Here is a 16,749-nt window from a genome sequence, read left to right on the forward strand (position 1 = left end):
ATTGGAGACGCATGAGCTTCAGAAAAAACGACGCACCGAACCTCCCGAAGTTCGTCGCTTACAGTTGATCATGGCCGCCATAGACTCGATCTCGAAACGCGGGTTTTCTGACACGACGCTTAAACACGTGACAGAAACAGCCAATCTGTCCCATGGCGTGGTGAATTATCACTTCGACAGTAAGGAAGCTTTGTATGACGCCGCGCTGGGTTTCCTTGCACAAGAACACTATGAAAATTGGCTCAAATACTATGAGGCTGCGGAACCTACAGCCGCACATCGGCTGGCTGCGATTATTCGAGCGGACTTTGACAAGAGCATTTGTACCCACAAGCGGTTGGCCGTCTGGTTTGCCTTCTGGGGGCAAGCGAAGTATCGGCCTAATTACCTGAAGATTCATAATAAATATGACAACGAAAGATATGATAGAATTTTGCACCTATGTGGTGAATTGATTGCCGACGGTGGCTACGACGATCTTGATCCAGAAAAAACAGCTCGGGCCGTAGAGGCGATGTCAGACGGGGCCTGGCTAAGTTTGATGTTGTATCCAAAAGTGGCTGATCGTCGGGAATTCAGGGATGTTTGCATGCTTTCGCTGTCGCGGTTCTTCCCAAAACACTTTCCAGTCTGAGCGAAAGCATCGAACAATATGGCTTCAGCGCTTTATTTTGTGCATGCCGGGGTCATAGAGCGGCTTTAACGAGGCTGCCGCGTCGTATTTCTCGTCTGCGATTTCGATCTGCCAATGCCCAGTTGCGACTATGTCCGCGGTCAACGGTTCGTCAATCTCGGCGAAACCAATGCCGACGGCAGCGCCGAGCGTGTGCCCATATCCGCCAACTTGAATATATCCGACTTCATTGCCGTTTAGATAAATCATCTCATTGCCGTACATGAGAGGCTCTGGGTCTTTTAGCAGGAACTGCAACATCCGGTTGTTGGGCGTGCCTTTCGCCTTGATCGTGGCGAGTGCTTCCCTGCCGATGAAGCCACCGGGTTTGTCCAATTTGATGGCAAAACCAAGCCCGGCCTCAATTGGGTTGTCCGTGTTGTCCACGTCAATTCCGAAATCACGATAAGCCTTCTCTAGCCGTAGGGAGTTGAGAGTTTGCATTCCAGCATTGCGAACACCCAGATCTCGACCTGCTTCCATAATCAGATCGTAGGTCTGAATGGCCTGAGTGGCCGGTACGTGAAGTTCCCAGCCGAGTTCGCCAACAAACGTCACGCGATAGGCCATAACTACGGCGTACCCGATGTCGATTTCACGCGCCGTCATGAAGGGAAAACCTTCGTCCGACAAATCAGCTCCGGATATTCTGCTCAATAGTTCACGCGACTTTGGGCCGTGAACGTTGATTTGGCAGCGCCCTGCGGTGATGTCTGTTATAACAACGTTCTCGTTGTCCAGGACGTGCCGTCGCATGCGCATCTCGGTATGACCCGCCGAGTTTTCTCCCACGATGACCCAGTATTTCCGATCGGATAGCCGGGTAACCGTAAGGTCTGCCTCAAACCCACCCCGTTCATTTACCCAGGCCGTGTAGACGACGCGACCGGGTTCAACATCAACGTCATTGCAGGAAAGGCGAGAGAGGAGGGCGCAGGCATCCGGTCCTTCGACGCTGAAACACGCCATTGATGTCATGTCCATTACGATGACATCCTCGCGTGCTGCCCGGTGTTCTTCAGCGTGCCATTCAAACCAATTTTGGCGATGCCAACTGTATTTCTCGACTTTGGCCTCTTCGGGCGTCGGAGCAAACCAATCAGGTTGTTCCCAACCATTTCCTTCGCCGAAAAAGGCTCCGGCCGCTTTGAGACGGTCATAGAGCATTGAACGCTTAACGTTCCTGGCCGTTTTGTAGTTCTCATTGTGGTAGTGCTGACCAAAGAGCTTTCCCAGCAACTCAGGTGTTCTGTCGCGTCGAAAGGCCGGTGTCGCCATTTCACGGGAAAAGCGATTGACGTTGATGCCGGTAACATCGATGGGCGGCAAGCCGTCCACCATCCAATGGGCCAAAACCATTCCCGTACCCGCGCCATTCAGGATGCCAAGTGAGTTCATCCCACATGCAACCCAGAGATTGCGCAGTTCAGGCGTCGAGCCAACAAGCGGCGCAAGATCAGGCGTAAAGCTCTCAGGGCCGCAGAATAGTTTTTTGACACCGTAGTTCATGGTGTCAGGCACGCGCGAATAGGCTTTCTCCAGGTCGGGCCCAACACGTTCCCAATCTGGTTCAATCTCTCCGAATTGCCATTCATCCGGGATACCATCGAGCTTCCAAGCCGCAGCGCCGGGCTCAAAAAGCCCTAACATCATCCCGCCGACTTCTTCACGGTAATAAGTGTAGGTGGAAGGGTCTTCGAGAACGGGTAGATCGCGAGGTAGGCCCGGGATACTTTCCGTTATCAGGTAGTAGTGTTCAGCCGCCTGGAGCGGTAGATTTACACCGTGTTTTGCACCAAGTTGGCGAGACCACATGCCTCCGCAGATCACAACGTTTTCGGCTGTTATAGTATGACCGTTCGCAGTGCGGACCCCGGTCGCAGTGCCGTTCCTGGCTAAAATCTCTTCAACCCGCACGCCTTCAAAGAAACGTGCGCCTCTGTTTTTGGCTCCCTTGGTCAGAGACATTGTCACGTCCACCGGGTTGGCCCGACCGTCCTCCGGAATGAGGAACGCTCCAACGATGTCTGAGAGGTCCCCTATAGGGAACATATCCTGCGCTTCTTTTACTGAGACTTCGTGGTTGTTTATCCCAAAACGCCGCATGAAGGCTGCGACGCGACGCATCTCATGCAGGCGTTCTTCATTGGTTGCAATCTGCAGATATCCAACGTCGCGGAAACCTGTGGATATACCGGTTTCCTTCTCTAGTTTCGCATAAAGGTCTCGACCGTGCGTGTAGATAGCGCACTCAGCTTCGGATTTGAGAAGGCCGGCTACTATCAGGCCGGCGGCATGCCAAGTGGTCCCTGATGTCAGTTGTCCCTGTTCCAGAACGACAACATCGGTATGGCCAAGCTTAGTCAAGTGATAGGCCGTGTTCGCGCCGATCGACCCCCCACCAATAATCACGGTTTGGGCATGCGTCGGTAGGGTGTCAGCCATTGCGAGAAAATCCTTTTAGGCGTTCTTTTCTCCGAATACCAGCCAAATCACTTGCTGTCTACTGACTGAATGATCATTCAATTATAGCTGAATCTATGACCTGCGATTTCGCGATAAAGCTTGTCTGAGATGAGATAAAAGGTTTCACTGCAGTGACTGACTGACAATCAGATGCGGGGGAATCCTATGTCAGACGAGATCCTATATGACCAACAGGCAATCAGCTTTCTGGAAGAGCTCTGGGGAGAGGGGTTTCTTTCACCGGGAGGCCCTGAAGAAGTTGCGCGTGTTGTTAAAGGGATTGATCTGAAAGATAAGCATATCCTTGATATCGGATGCGGATCTGGGGCCATTGCAGTGTTGATGGCACGGGAGTTCGGCGCCGCTAGAGTTACGGGGATTGATGTAGAGGCCCCAGTTTGCGCGGCTGCGAGAGAGCGAGCTAAGCAGGCAGGCTTGGAGGAGAAGGTCGAAATCATACGGGTCACTCCAGGTCCAATGCCATTCGAAGATGGTGCTTTTGACGTAGTGTTTTCGAAAGACTCGATAATCCATATCCCCGACAAAGTAACGATGGCTGCGGAAGCTTTTCGTGTGCTCAAACCAGGCGGTCATTTCGCTGCTTCTGACTGGCTGACCAATCATGATGGTGAGATGTCACCAGAAATGGCGCACTACGTAAAGATGGAAGCCTTAGAGTTTCAGATGGCGTCGCCCTCTAAGTACCGCGCTGCGATGGAGCTGGCTGGCTTTGAGGACGTAGAGTTAGTCAACCGCAACCCTTGGTATGCTCAGGTATCAGCTGCTGAGCTTGAGGAATTGACCGGGCCAAACCGAGCCGACTGGGAAGCTCGGCATGGTGCGGAGTTTATCGAACATCAGATCGAGATCTGGGACGCTATGCAGCCAGTGTTGAAAACCGGAGAGCATTGCCCGCATCACATCCGTGGTCGGAAACCTGCCTGATCTGACTGGAACTTTGAATGGGCGCGATGACCGTTATGCGTCGTAGTCCTTGCTGACCTGCGCCATACCAGCTTCCATGATGTCGAACATTTCATCTATCTGCGACGGAGTTATGATCAGAGGGGGCGAGAACACGGCCATGTTTCCAAATGGTCGCAACAGGAGTCCCATCTCCTCGCACGCATCGTCCAGTTTCTGTCCAAACTTCACATGCGCTTCATAACTCTCGACGTTCAATTCAGGGCGACATTCTATGCACCCGAGGAGCCCGTCACCGCGCACATCCCCAACTATCGGAAACTTTTCCTTTATTTGATTTAGGCGGTCCTGGAAATGCGGTGTGACGCGTTGAACGTGTCCTAGGATGTCCTCGCGCTCCATGATTTCAATATTTTTAATGGCAGCCGCGCAGCTCACAGGGTGCCCGGAGTATGTGTAGCCGTTGTAGAAAACATCCTCTCCCGGTGCGTCTGAAATGCGTTTCACTACTGCGTCCGAGATTACGCAGGCACCTAGCGGCAGATAGCCCGAGGTTAAACCTTTTGCGCAGGTGATAATGTCAGGGACGATGCCAAAGACCTCTTCTGAGGCGAACCAATGGCCCAGCCTGCCAAAGCCGGTTACGACTTCATCCGAAATGTACAGAATGTCGTTTGCCCGGCAAATTTCGAGCGTGCGCTTGTGATAACCCGGAGGTGGAACGATCACGCCACCGGAACATAGGATCGGTTCCGCGATAAAGGCGGCAATACGGTTGGCGCCGACGTCAGCAATCAGGTTCTCAAGGTCCGCAACTTTGGCGTCGCACCAGGCATCAACACTCATGCCCTCTGGCCGGTGGTAGGGATTCACGTCGGGCAGAAAACGCACCAGATCCTGAGCTTTCTCAAAGCTCGTTTCGAAACGTTCTTTTCCAGTGACAGTCGCGGCGAGAAAGGTTGAGCCGTGGTAGCCTTTTTCCCGGCCGATCACGATCCTCTTCTCCGGTCGGCCAAGCCGTTTGTTCATGAAAAGTGCGGTCCGCAGTGCGGTGTCAACGGCCGTAGACCCACCGGTCGTGAAGTGCACCGTGTTCAGATCGCCTGGTGTACGTTCGGCGATCATTCGCGCCAAAACTGCCGCGGGTTCGGTCGTAAACGACCACGGCGACGCGTAGGGCATCTTCACAACCTGTTGGGAAATGGTATCAGCCATCTCTTGACGCCCATATCCGATCTGTGTGCACCACATTCCGCCAGGGCCATCGATATATCGCTTCCCGGCAGCATCCCAAAGGTAGATACCATCCGCTGTATTTACCCGCATGTACTCGTCAGACCCTAAGCCGTTGGTTCCGGCCCAAGGATGTAGGTGATGGTCGCGATCCCAAGCGACAAGGTCGCCGTCGGTTGGTGTATTACCCAGGGTGTTCACGTCTGCTTCTCCTTTAGGTGCGGGCCGGTGGCGTAGCTCGTGCGCGGGGCGGTGCGAAAAAGGCTTTGGTGACAGGAGTGAGGCGCGCCATCCTGGTGCGCCATTTGCCTTCTTGCAGAGTGTAAATCTCGGCCTTTAAGCCAGATGACCGGCCAGCATCCGGCATACGGACATGGGCCAACGCAATGCTGCGCTTGGCGGTCGGCGACCATATCCCGGATGTTATGTGCCCAACTTCTTTTTTGCGTCGATTGTAGATCAACGACCCTTCCGAGGGTTTGAATCCTTCGACATCGAAACGTAGGAGGAGGCTTCTTGGATTCTCTCGCTTGGACAGCAGCTCTCGCCGGCCATTGAAATGTCCTTTGTTGAAATCGACTAGCCGACCCAGACCAAGTTCGAAGGGTGTTTGGCCTCGGTGCAACCGTTCGGTCGCATGAACCGGTTGAAAATCCACACCTGCGGTCAGAAAACCGGCTTCGATGCGGGCCAAGTTTACAGCTTCGTATCCAATGGCGCGCAGTCCCTGATGTGTGCCGCCTTTCCAAATTCTGTCCCAAAGCGCTTCTGCCTTGTCCCAGTCGCACCAGAGCTCGTAACCTAAGTCACCAGTAAAACCCGTCCGCGAGATCATGAGACTGTGTTCAATTTGAGCGAGATCGAATGGCTTCAGCTTGCTGACATCTAAACCAGCGGCTTCCAAAACTGCATAAGAGGTCGGCCCTTGCAGCGAAAGTCCAGCAACACTGTGAGTTTCGTCGACGACTGAAACGTCAAAACCCCATGCAGCGTCGAGTAGCCATGTCAGCATTTGTTCCTGACAACAAAGGCGCCAATCGTTGTCGCCAAGATGGAAAAGAGTCCCGTCATCGATGATCATACCCTCTTCATCACACCAGACCGCGTACCCCACGCGACCAACGCTGATTTTTCGGACGTCCCGTGTCACGAGGCGATTGAGCATCGCGGTCGTGTCCGGCCCGGTCAATCGGTACTTGTGCATTGGTGAGATATCAAACAAAGAGGCCTGATTTCGCAGCGCGAAGTACTCGAACTCGACACTGTCCAGCACACCCGGGCCAGCATAACCGGCCCAATCGTACCAATTTTGTGCGCGATTTTGCTCTTCGAGTTTTTTGTGAAATGGCCCGGGTATCAAACCGAGTTTTGGATCGGTAAAGATGCTCATGGCAGAGCCTCCAGCGCCGCCAGGGCCGCATTGCGACCAGCGAGGCCCATGACGTCGCCACCGGGATGCGTTGCTGCACCGCATTGGAACAGCCCTTTCGGCCCCATGGAGTATCTGGACATCCCGTTCGTGGGCCGAAGTGTCAGGAGCTGGTCCAAAGACATTTCTGCATGGTGCCAGTGCCCGCCGGGCGCTCCGGTTGCGCTTTCGATTTTATCCGGTGTTATGACCTGCTTACCTGCAATTTGATCACCCAAGCCGGGCAGGGCGCGGCTAAGAGTTTCGACTGCAATTTCCGCAAGCTGTTCCTTTGCAGTCTCAGTCCAGCCGCCTTCAAGGTCAGATGGCGCATATTGCACTATGGTTGACAGCCAGCTTGCCCCGTCGGCTGTCTGCATTTTGAAAGCTTCAATCACAGGTGCTTTGGACATTTGACCATACTTAGCCGGATTGAACGCAGCTTCGACGTATTCCACAGAAGGAGCATAGATCAGACGTTCGTGTGCCAATTCGTCACTCAGGCTGGGCAGGGCGGAGCTATCCTTGAGCCGTAGATTGACCTTAGCCGTTGTTCCACGCGCCCGTATATTTCGCACTCGCCGCATCGTTTCGATGTCAAAGGCAGAGGGACCGGTCATTCGGCTTGTTAGTTTCGGGGCAAGGCTGCTGAGCACATTAGGCGCGGCAATGGTTCGTCCATCGGTGGTTTCCACTCCGGAGACTGCATCGTTGTCCAACAGAATGCGGGATACTTCAGTGTCCGGCATCAGCAGGCAACCTGCCTTTTGCGCAGCTTCCACCATCAAATCGGTTAACGCGCACATCCCGCCTGCTGGTTGAGTGATGGTCCCTCCGTGACCCAAACGATAGATCAGATTGAACACAGTGCCCGGAGATCTTGGACCAGTGGCTGTCCCCCAGATTGCATCAGCAGCAAGCATTCCAGCCACCGGTCCTTCCGACAGGTCATCTAGGATAATGTCGTGGACATTAGATAAGACGACCTGCAGGAAACGCCGCATTTCAGATTTGCCCAGCTTTTTCAGGTCTATGCCCAGTTTCGCCAGGCGCAAGAACTCGTTGAGCGCACCCCGGGAAAGGATGGCCTTTTGCCCCCCGGGAGGTGGAGCCTCGGCGAGTTGGCGCAAAAGGTCTCCATATGTAATCAGCTGGCGTGTCAGATCAGACCAGGCATCTGATTCCCGGTGTTTTGTCCCGTCGCTCCAATACACGCCGTCGTTCTTGAAGACGATGTGCCGCCCATCCTCAGACAGAGAGACCGTGGAGACGGGTTTGCTGGACAGGACAGGGTGTTGAATACCTATGCCGATGTCACCCAATGCCCGCGGGCTCAGGTTGTATAGCGAATGTGCAAGGGTCGGACCGCCGTCCACAGAATAAGACGCCATGCCGCCGAACCTGTCGGATTTCTCAATGATACAGACATTCTTGCCGCGTCGACCAAGGAGTGTTCCGGCAATCAGGCCGTTTACACCGCCGCCAACGACAATCGCATCAAATTGGCTCATGCGGCATACCCCTTCATTCGGCCATGCCGTGTTTCTTTTCTGAGAATAGCGCGGGCAGCGTTTGCACCTGGGGCCCCCATAACCCCTCCGCCGGGATGGGCGGACGACCCGCACAAATAAAGCCCCTTGATAGGTAAATTGTACTGCGACCAACCCGGGACGGGCCGATTGAAGAAAAGCTGATCAAAAGTCAGTTCGCCTTGGAAAATGTTGCCCTCTGTCAGACCGACCTCGCGCTCAATTTCCAATGGTGAGCGAACTTCCATATGAACAACGCGCTCGCGAATGTCGGGACACGCCACAGACATCTGGTCGAGTACACTTTCTGCCATCGCGTTGCGCTGCTTTTCGTCCCAATTCTCGGCCGATTTAACGCCGTCGACTTCTAGGTCATAAGGCGCATATTGGACGAAAACCGTCATCATGTGGGCACCTGTCGGCGCCATAGTCGGATCAATCTGGCTAGGGATGAGCATGTCAATATAAGGCTTTTCCGACCAGCGCCCGACTTTCCAATCATCGTAAGCCTTTTCAAGTTCAAGGAGGCTCTGCGACACATGCAAATCACCCCTGAGGAAGCTGGTGTGCTCGGGTGCTGCAGGGAAATTTGGAAAGCGATCAAGTGCGATGTTGAGTTTCGCCGAAGATCCGCGAATTTTGAAGTTCCGCACCGCCTTGGTGAAGTCATCCGGCAACTCGGCCGCGTCAATATGGTGCAGAACAGTGCGTTTGATATCCATATTGGAGGCAACGACAGGGGCATAAAAAACCTTGCCGTCCTCGAGAGCTACACCTTCAACGCGTCCATCTTTGCTGAGGATTTTCTCAACCCCTGAACCTGTGTGAATCGTACCCCCGTGCTCTTTGAATGAGGCAGCAATCGCATTCGAAATCGCGCCCATCCCACCGCGCGCGAAACCCCAGGCACCGATGCCGCCATCAATGTCACCCATGTAGTGGTGCAGCAGAACGTAGGCTGTTCCGGGCGAATACACCCCGAGGCCGGTTCCGATAATACCTGAGCCTGCCAAATGGGCCTTAATCAGGTCGTTTTCGAAATGTTCATCCAAGAAGTCACCAATGGACATTGTCCAGAACTTCAGCGTTTCACCAAGCTCCCGACTGCCCAGACCATGTGCTTTTTTTACGAGGTATGCCAGTTCGCCGAGATCGCGCGGATGGAGAGAAGCGGGGTCCGGTGCGTCCCGAAGTAGAAAGGGACGGATAAAACGGCATTGCCGCATAATGGCTTGCGAATAGCGGCGATAGGCGTCGGCATCTTTTTCAGAATGACGTGCCATCTCACGCTTCAGTGCGTTGTGATCGGAATAGTAGGCGAAGTAATCCCCATCGCGTGTGAAGCTCGCGCCGCCTTCATACGGAATAACCTGAAGTCCGTATTTCGGAAGCTCGAGGTCCCTGGCAATCTCGCGCCGCAGAAGAGAGCAAACGTACGAGCAGTTGGAGTATGTCCAACCCTCGTGTAGCGACCGGCTGACTGCCGCGCCACCAATCCAGTCGTTCTTTTCGACCACCAAAACACGCATGCCAGCGCGCGCCAAATAGGCTGCGGCGGTTAATCCGTTGTGACCAGCGCCAGCCACAATCACATCGTATCTGTTATCAACTGTCAAATTGCTCCATCCCTTTCTCTTCCGTTTACAGATCGGGTGCGCGTTCGTAAAGTTTATTTGAGCGCTCAAATAAACTTCAAGCTATTGACGCATCTTTTTTGCGCGCTGTAGATGGCTGCATTCGTAGGAGGAGCGGCAATTGGTCGAAGTTGAGCGGAAACGTCCTCGCAAAGAGCGGAAGGAGAACGCAGATCGTCGTCGCCGGCAGCTGCTGGACGCGGCTTGCCGCTCTATATTGACGCACGGGTTGGCAAAAACGACGCTTGCAACGGTGGCGTCTGAGGCTGAGCTTTCTCAGGGTGTCGCGGCGTTTTACTTCAAGTCAAAACTAGGTCTTCTGACAGAAACATTGCGCGACCTTTACCAGCGTTACGAAAAGCACTGGACAGCTTCTTTAGAGCGAGCAGGGGACAAGCCCGCCGAAAAGATAAGGGCTTTGATAAAAGCTGACTTCCACCCGGATGCCTGTGGTCCCGATGTCTTGCCCCTTTGGTATGCATTTTGGGGCGAGCTTCGATTTCAGCTGCAGTATGACGAAGTTGCCGAGCATTTTGAGACACGTCGAAGAGAGACTTTGAGATTGATCTGGAATGAACTGCTCTCAGCAGACGACGCTATATCAGCAGATCAAATGGCTGAATGGATGGAGACATTAACGGATGGCTATTGGCAACGATTGCATCTAGCTCCGGAAGGCCTGAGCCGAAAGCAGGCGGAGCAAGCTGCCTGGGGATGCCTTGTTCGTTTGGTTCCAGAATTACTTGGAGATACGGCTTAGTCAATTTCGACTGAAAGGCCCCACAATATGACGCGAGTTCGGATATCGCAGCGGCCTCGGCCATCCTGGGGCGCCATCTTAAAAGAGGCGCGTTACCTTGCGCGGCTTGCCTTTCCGATAGTCATTTCTCTTGCTGCTGCTGCTTTGATTGGCGTCGTTGACACAGTGATGGTGGCCCCGTTGGGCACACTTCCTCTGGCGGCGGTCTCAATTACGGCCTCGGTGCTGATCATTTTCTATTCAGCGCTCTACGGCTTTGTGTCCGCAATTGGTGTGCGTATGGCCGAAGCTTTTGGGAAAACAAGTGACCAAGGGTTGGCAGCAGCAACAAACGCCGGGGTTTTTGTTTCCCTAGTCGTGGGGTCAGTTGGCGCTGTTGCAATGATCTGCCTTAAGCCTGCTCTTTCTTGGATTGGGCAGCCGCCTGAAGTGGTCAGTCTAATTGGCGGGTATTGGATTGCGATGAGCCTTCTTTTGGTGCCCTTCACGGTTTTCTACACGCTTAAGGCTCTCTTTGACGCCATGAACCGTCCGTGGATTGGGGTTGGTCTTGCGTTTCTTGCGGTCGGTTTCAACATCCCTTCAAACTATGTTTTGATCCACGGAGTTGGTGGCTGGCCAGGTCTGGGTCTTGTTGGCGCCGGGATTGCAAGTCTGTTGTCTCAGATAGTGCCGTTGATCATGGCGCTCGTGATCATACGAGTATGGAAAAGAAAGAGAGGCCTTCTGAGGGCCGCGAGTTTCGACAGATCCGAGGTCAAAGCGCAGCTCAAAGAAGGATTCATTATCTCCGTTGGTTATCTGGGGGAGGGGGCCGCTTACGCAGTTGCCGGCCTTATGCTTGGTTGGTTCAGCGCCGCTGCGCTCGCCGCGCATCAAATCGTTTCTGCGGTCAGCGACGTAGTTTACATGGTGCCCTTGGGCGTTTCGATTGCAATTTCGATACGTGTAGCTCAGGCCATTGGCGCCAATGAAAAAGAAAGGCTGAAGCCGATAGTATTGGCATCGCTGTTGGTCATCGTTAGTTGGATGGCCGTTGTCGTTACTGGTATTTTGATTGGCCGCGCTCCTTTGGCCAATAGCCTCTCAGATGATCCAAAAGTTGTTTCTCTCGCGATATCGATGTTCCTTGTGATTGCTGCAATGCAGATCGCAGATGGCGTGCAGGGGACAATGCTGGGCGCTTTTCGGGGCATGATGGACAATCACGTTCCTGTTGCGATTACCCTGATTGCATATTGGCTCTTTGCATTGCCGCTTGGATATGCGCTGGGCTTTTGGCTTGGGTTCGGTCCCAACGGAGTTTGGATCGGATACGGCTCAGGTCTCTCTTTGGCGGCTATCGCGTTGACCTATCGCTTCTTCTCCCAAAACCGCTAAGCGGCGCTGTTTGCTGGCCTTCTAAAGGCCCAACTTGTCTAAGAGTTTCAGGCGCAGGATTTCCGCTTCGACCAGAGTCTCTTTCGCAAAGGAGAAAGGCAGTGGTCTGAGGGGGGTGACCGGAAATTCCAACTCGTCTGATTTGGTTCCACTCGCCCATTTAGCGAGGACGCGCCCCATTGTAGTAGCTATAGCAACGCCGCGCCCATTATATCCCAAACCTGTCATAATCCCCGGTGTGAGCTCATGCAGATGTGGATAGTGATCTCTCGTCAATGCAACAAAGCCGCCCCACTCGTATTCCCACTGAACTCCAGATAACTGGGGGAAAAGTTCAACAGAAATGCGTTTCAACCGCTCAATTTGTTCGAGAGTGGAATTGTCGTTGTATGTGCCGCGTCCTCCCATCAGAAAGCGACCTTCCGCGTCTTGCCTGAAGTACAGAAGCAGGCGTCGTGCGTCCGACAAAGCGTTGCCTTCTGGCAGAATTGACTGGCGGACATTGTCGGACAGGGGCGCCGTAGCGACTTGGACCGAGCGAACGGGCAAAACGGATTTAGCCAAGCGCGGATGCAGATCTCCAGAATAGGCGTTCGTACAGATCAGCACTTTTTCTGAGATAACCGCTCCTTTGGGAGTTTCAATCCGAAAGCGACCGGCCTCTGACAAAATCTGCTTGGCAGGCGTTCCACCGAAAATTTGCACGCCATTGCGGCGACCTGCTTCGGCCAGCCCAAGTGCATAGTTTAACGGGTGCAAAACACCGCCGCGGCGATCCAGAACGCCGCCAAGGTAAGCTTCGGTCCCGGTCAGTCGCTGCATTTCGCTTTGATCAAGCGATACCATACCCCCGCCGTGGTTGTCCCAATCCTCGGCTAGTTTGTGTAGTTCACTGAGTGTTTTTTTACTATGCGCCGCGCGCAGCCAGCCAGGACGATTTGCGTCGCACTCAATCCCGTGCCGAGTTATTAAGTCAAACACAAGATCGGCGGCGTCACCGGCCATTCGGATCATTCTGGTTCCCCAGATGTCACCAAATTTGGTTTTGATGCCCGTCGGCCCGTCCTTTAGGCCTACATTGATTTGACCGCCATTACGTCCAGAAGCTCCCCAGCCCGGATGATGCGCATCGATGACAACAGCTTTGACGCCTTTCTCGGCCAGGTGAAGTGCTGCCGAAAGCCCGGTAAACCCGGCGCCAATCACGGTCACGTCAGAGTGCTGTTCGCCAACCAATTGTGGACATTCTGACGAATAGCCTGCTGTTGCTGACCACAGGCTATTTGCAATGACTGGGTTTTCGTTTCGGATCATCTAGTGGCCTCGCGCTTGCCTTGTGGGGGGAACTACGTAGGTTTGGCTCGTGATACTTGCCGGATAGTATGTGACGAATGCCCAGACTTTTGAACCAATTCGAATTGAAACCAACCGTCGAGCTCGATGCATTCGAGCAGGCGTGGAACGCGTTTGTCGAACACTTGATCAAGACGGACCTTGCCGCCGAGGGTGCGCCTTTGTGCAGGCGCATCCCCGCAAGTGGTTACGATACCGACGAGCTGCGCAACCATACGCTTATGGCTGTTGTAGAGTTCAGGGATCAATCGCAGGCAGACGCGGCTTGGGCCGCCATTGAAGGCCGCGTTGAGCCTTTGGGGGCTTTGCATCGTAGAGTTATTTCTTTGGTGCACGATCCGGTTTTCACTTTTTGGTCGGAACTCTAGATCTGCGATTGCGTACGTCCGGATGTTTTCACATCATTTTCTCTTTTCCATTGAATGATCGTTCAATCAATGGCATCTATCGCTTAGATGTCAATAGTCCACACGCTGAGTGAGAACGGCTGTTGGGGGCAGGCAAGACAAAAGAAGTGCTTAGTAGATGGGATGCATTTTGGTGAGACAATCGCCAATCGAAAAAACAAACCCTGAGGGACGGCGTCGTACCGAGTCCAAGGAGGTAAGGAGACAACAACTCATCGATGCGACAATCGACTCGATTGCCGAAAACGGGATTGGTGGAACGACCATGTCCACAGTGACCGAGATTGCAGGTTTGTCATTGGGCATCGTCAACTTCCACTTCAAAAGTAAGCAGAACTTGCTGGAAGAAACGTTGCTGTTTCTAGCAAAGGAACACCACGAACAGTGGTTGGAAGCCTTTGACAATGCAGGATTGTCAGCGCCTGAAAAATTGTTGGCGATCGTCGATGCGCACTTTTACCCTCAGATTTGCACGCCAAAAAAGCTAGCTGTTTGGTTTGCGTTTTTTGGAGAGGCAGGACGGCGCGAAGTCTATCGCAGTCTGATCAATGACATCGATCAGGAGCGGTACGACGTAGCACTGAGACTGTGTTCAGAGATTGCTGAAGACGGTGGATACAAGGACATACCGCCAAGGCAAGTCGTTAATATTCTGGAATCTCTGTACGACGGAATCTGGTTGGAGCTTTTGACCTATCCCGAGAACTTTCAACGTTCGGTTGCCCGGGATCACATTGCCGCCTTTCTTGCCAAGGTCTACCCAGATCACTTTCGAATGCCCGCGTTCAAAAACGGTGGTTGAAACAGAGCGGCTTTCAAACCGGACACTCCAGACAAGATCAGCCAGCGCATGGCGCAGCCAACCAAGGATCAAAAAATGGATAGGGACCCTCGCTACGATATCCTTTTCGAACCGGTTCAAATCGGGCCAGTTACTGCGCCAAATCGGTTCTATCAGGTGCCGCACTGTACAGGTATGGGTTGGCAATATCCGCGTACTCTTGCTGCAATGCGAAAAGTGAAGGCGCAAGGGGGGTGGGGCGTCATATGCACAGAGTATAACTCGATCCACCCGTCGTCTGATGACCTACCGCATCCTTATGCTTCGCTTTGGGATGAAAGTGATGTTCGGGCGCACACCCTTATGACCGATGCCGTACACGAATACGGTAGCCTGGCAGGTGCTGAGCTTTGGTACGGAGGCGCCAACTCGAACAACTTGTTTTCCCGGTTGCCGAGCATGGACGTCGACAGCCGTCCCAATACGAAAGGGCACCCTTTTCAGACCCGTGCAATGGACAAGCAGGACATCCGGGATCTACGCCGCTGGCATCGAAAGGCCGCATTGAGGGCACGGGACGCTGGATTTGACGTTGTCTATGTCTATGCAACGCACGGATACCTGATCTCGAATTTTTTGCATCCGCGCGTGAATACGCGCGGTGACGAATATGGTGGCAACTTAGAAAATAGGGTGCGTCTCACCCGAGAATTGATTCAGGAAACCAAGGACGCCGTTGGCGACCGGTGCGCCGTGGCCGTTCGGTTCTCGGCTGACGAAGAGATCGGCGAGGATGGCCAGCCAATCTATGGTGAGCGACGAGAGATGTTTGAGATGCTCTCCGATCTTCCGGATTTGTGGGATATCAACATCGCAGATTACTCGGTTGAGATGGGTGTCTCCCGTTTTACTAAAGAAGCTGCTCTTGAACCCTATATGCATTGGGTCAAGTCCGTGACGGATAAGCCCGTCGTGACCGTTGGTCGCTTCACGTCACCTGATACCATGGTCTCGCAAGTCAGGCGGGGGATTACGGATTTCATTGGGGCTGCACGCCCCTCAATCGCTGATCCTTACCTTCCAAAGAAGATCGAAGAAGGACGCTTGTCCGCGATCCGCGAGTGTATCGGATGCAATGTTTGTTACGCCAGTGACTCGATAGGGGTACCTATTCGATGCACTCAGAACCCAACAATGGGAGAGGAGTGGCGCAAAGGCTGGCACCCTGAAATCATTCGTAAGAAATCCTCAGATGCGCGCGTCTTGATTGTCGGGGCAGGCGCTGCCGGACTGGAAGCGGCACGGGCACTTGGCGTGCGTGGGTATGATGTCCAATTGGCGGAAGCTACTCGTGAGTTGGGTGGCAGGGTCTCGCGCGAAGCGGCTCTGCCTGGAATGAGCGAGTACATTCGCGTCAAAGATTATCGCGAGCAGCAATTGATGGAGATGCCCAACGTTGAAATCTACCGTGAAAGCCCGCTGACAGTTGACGATATCTTGGCCGTCGATGCTGACCACGTTGCGATCGCAACCGGCGCGACTTGGCGAAAAGAGCATTTTGACGAAGAACGTTTCGCCCCGGTCGCAAAAGGGTCAGCCTTAGGTCGGGTCTTTACTCCCGATGACATCATGGATGGGAATCTTCCCATTGGACCAACGCTCGTTTTTGATGGTGATGGCTACTACATGGCCAGTGTTGTTGCTGAAAAAATCAGAACGCAGGGACATGCCGTCACGCTGGTCACACCGTTTGACAGTGTTTCTGACTGGGCAAGAAATACGTCCGAACGTTGGCGCATCAGAAGGCATTTGCTTCGCTTAGGGGTCGAGGTCCTGCCGTCAAAGTCGCTTAAGCAATTTGATGGCGAAATCGCAGAGTTGGAGTGCGCCTATGGCGGTCCAAATGTGAATGTTCCGGTTGCCAACATAGTGATGGTTACTGCTCGGAAGCCAAATGATGGTCTCTACAGGGGATTACTGGGGCGGGCGAGTTCCGAGGATTTGCCGTTCAGCCTTCGTCGCATAGGAGATTGCGACGCTCCGGCGATAATTGCGGCGGCGGTTTATTCAGGCCATCGATACGCGCAGGAATTGGACGAAGCAGTGGATGAGGACATTCCACTTAGACATGATCGTCTGGATGTCCGGCAGCAGCCGATTTGACTGCGCTGGACGATCTCGGTTGTACGCACTCAAGGGAA

13 protein-coding genes are annotated in these 16,749 nt (G+C 53.6%); 7 read left to right on the plus strand and 6 right to left on the minus strand.

Features of this window, described 5'->3' with window-relative positions:
• Position 1: 1 nt before the first annotated feature.
• A complete protein-coding gene (locus tag ACR0I8_RS17980; protein WP_170352666.1) occupies positions 2 to 634 on the plus strand; it encodes a TetR/AcrR family transcriptional regulator in 633 nt (210 codons plus the stop codon).
• Positions 635 to 658: 24 nt separating this feature from the next.
• Here ACR0I8_RS17980 and ACR0I8_RS17985 read toward each other — a convergent pair whose 3' ends face one another.
• Positions 659 to 3,118, minus strand: coding sequence for a GcvT family protein (locus ACR0I8_RS17985; RefSeq protein ID WP_170692014.1), 2,460 nt, complete (start codon positions 3,116 to 3,118; stop codon positions 659 to 661).
• A gap of 186 nt (positions 3,119 to 3,304) precedes the next feature.
• On the opposite strand from ACR0I8_RS17985, the gene ACR0I8_RS17990 reads away from it, so the two are divergent.
• The gene (locus ACR0I8_RS17990; protein WP_170485041.1) at positions 3,305 to 4,084 is read left to right on the plus strand and encodes a class I SAM-dependent methyltransferase; all 780 of its coding nucleotides are present in this window, start codon (positions 3,305 to 3,307) and stop codon (positions 4,082 to 4,084) included.
• Positions 4,085 to 4,117: 33 nt separating this feature from the next.
• On the opposite strand, the gene ACR0I8_RS17995 is transcribed toward ACR0I8_RS17990, so the two are convergent.
• Genes ACR0I8_RS17995 through ACR0I8_RS18010 form a run of 4 tightly spaced genes read right to left on the minus strand, consistent with a single transcriptional unit; the run spans position 4,118 to position 9,849 of the window.
• Positions 4,118 to 5,497 carry an aminotransferase gene (locus ACR0I8_RS17995; RefSeq protein WP_170692016.1) on the minus strand — a complete coding sequence of 460 codons (1,380 nt, stop codon included), beginning with the start codon at positions 5,495 to 5,497 and terminating at the stop codon, positions 4,118 to 4,120.
• Between the two features lie 13 nt (positions 5,498 to 5,510).
• A complete protein-coding gene (locus ACR0I8_RS18000) occupies positions 5,511 to 6,686 on the minus strand; it encodes an aminomethyl transferase family protein (protein ID WP_170352670.1) in 1,176 nt (391 codons plus the stop codon).
• Positions 6,683 to 8,215: a phytoene desaturase family protein gene (locus ACR0I8_RS18005; RefSeq protein WP_170352671.1), complete on the minus strand. Its 1,533-nt coding sequence runs from the start codon at positions 8,213 to 8,215 to the stop codon at positions 6,683 to 6,685. Before ACR0I8_RS18005 ends, ACR0I8_RS18000 begins: the two co-directional genes overlap by 4 nt.
• The gene (locus tag ACR0I8_RS18010; RefSeq protein WP_170692018.1) at positions 8,212 to 9,849 is read right to left on the minus strand and encodes a phytoene desaturase family protein; all 1,638 of its coding nucleotides are present in this window, start codon (positions 9,847 to 9,849) and stop codon (positions 8,212 to 8,214) included. Before ACR0I8_RS18010 ends, ACR0I8_RS18005 begins: the two co-directional genes overlap by 4 nt.
• A gap of 139 nt (positions 9,850 to 9,988) precedes the next feature.
• On the opposite strand from ACR0I8_RS18010, the gene ACR0I8_RS18015 reads away from it, so the two are divergent.
• The gene (locus ACR0I8_RS18015; protein ID WP_170352673.1) at positions 9,989 to 10,627 is read left to right on the plus strand and encodes a TetR family transcriptional regulator C-terminal domain-containing protein; all 639 of its coding nucleotides are present in this window, start codon (positions 9,989 to 9,991) and stop codon (positions 10,625 to 10,627) included.
• 27 nt (positions 10,628 to 10,654) lie between these two features.
• Positions 10,655 to 12,007, plus strand: a complete 1,353-nt coding sequence (locus ACR0I8_RS18020; RefSeq protein ID WP_170352674.1) for an MATE family efflux transporter — start codon at positions 10,655 to 10,657, stop codon at positions 12,005 to 12,007.
• Positions 12,008 to 12,028: 21 nt separating this feature from the next.
• Here the strand turns inward: ACR0I8_RS18020 and ACR0I8_RS18025 are convergent, their stop codons facing one another.
• A complete protein-coding gene (locus ACR0I8_RS18025; protein ID WP_170352675.1) occupies positions 12,029 to 13,321 on the minus strand; it encodes an NAD(P)/FAD-dependent oxidoreductase in 1,293 nt (430 codons plus the stop codon).
• Between the two features lie 77 nt (positions 13,322 to 13,398).
• Between ACR0I8_RS18025 and ACR0I8_RS18030 the strand changes: the two genes are divergently transcribed.
• The 3 genes from ACR0I8_RS18030 to ACR0I8_RS18040 all read left to right on the plus strand — a co-directional run bounded on the left by ACR0I8_RS18030 (position 13,399) and on the right by ACR0I8_RS18040 (position 16,711).
• On the plus strand, positions 13,399 to 13,728 hold the full coding sequence (locus tag ACR0I8_RS18030) for a DUF6614 family protein (RefSeq protein ID WP_170352676.1): 330 nt from the start codon (positions 13,399 to 13,401) through the stop codon (positions 13,726 to 13,728).
• Positions 13,729 to 13,900: 172 nt separating this feature from the next.
• Positions 13,901 to 14,569: a TetR/AcrR family transcriptional regulator gene (locus ACR0I8_RS18035; protein ID WP_371809131.1), complete on the plus strand. Its 669-nt coding sequence runs from the start codon at positions 13,901 to 13,903 to the stop codon at positions 14,567 to 14,569.
• Positions 14,570 to 14,644: 75 nt separating this feature from the next.
• Positions 14,645 to 16,711 carry an oxidoreductase gene (locus tag ACR0I8_RS18040; RefSeq protein WP_170352678.1) on the plus strand — a complete coding sequence of 689 codons (2,067 nt, stop codon included), beginning with the start codon at positions 14,645 to 14,647 and terminating at the stop codon, positions 16,709 to 16,711.
• Positions 16,712 to 16,749: the final 38 nt, after the last annotated feature.

This window comes from Ruegeria sp. BG9 (genome assembly GCF_056538305.1).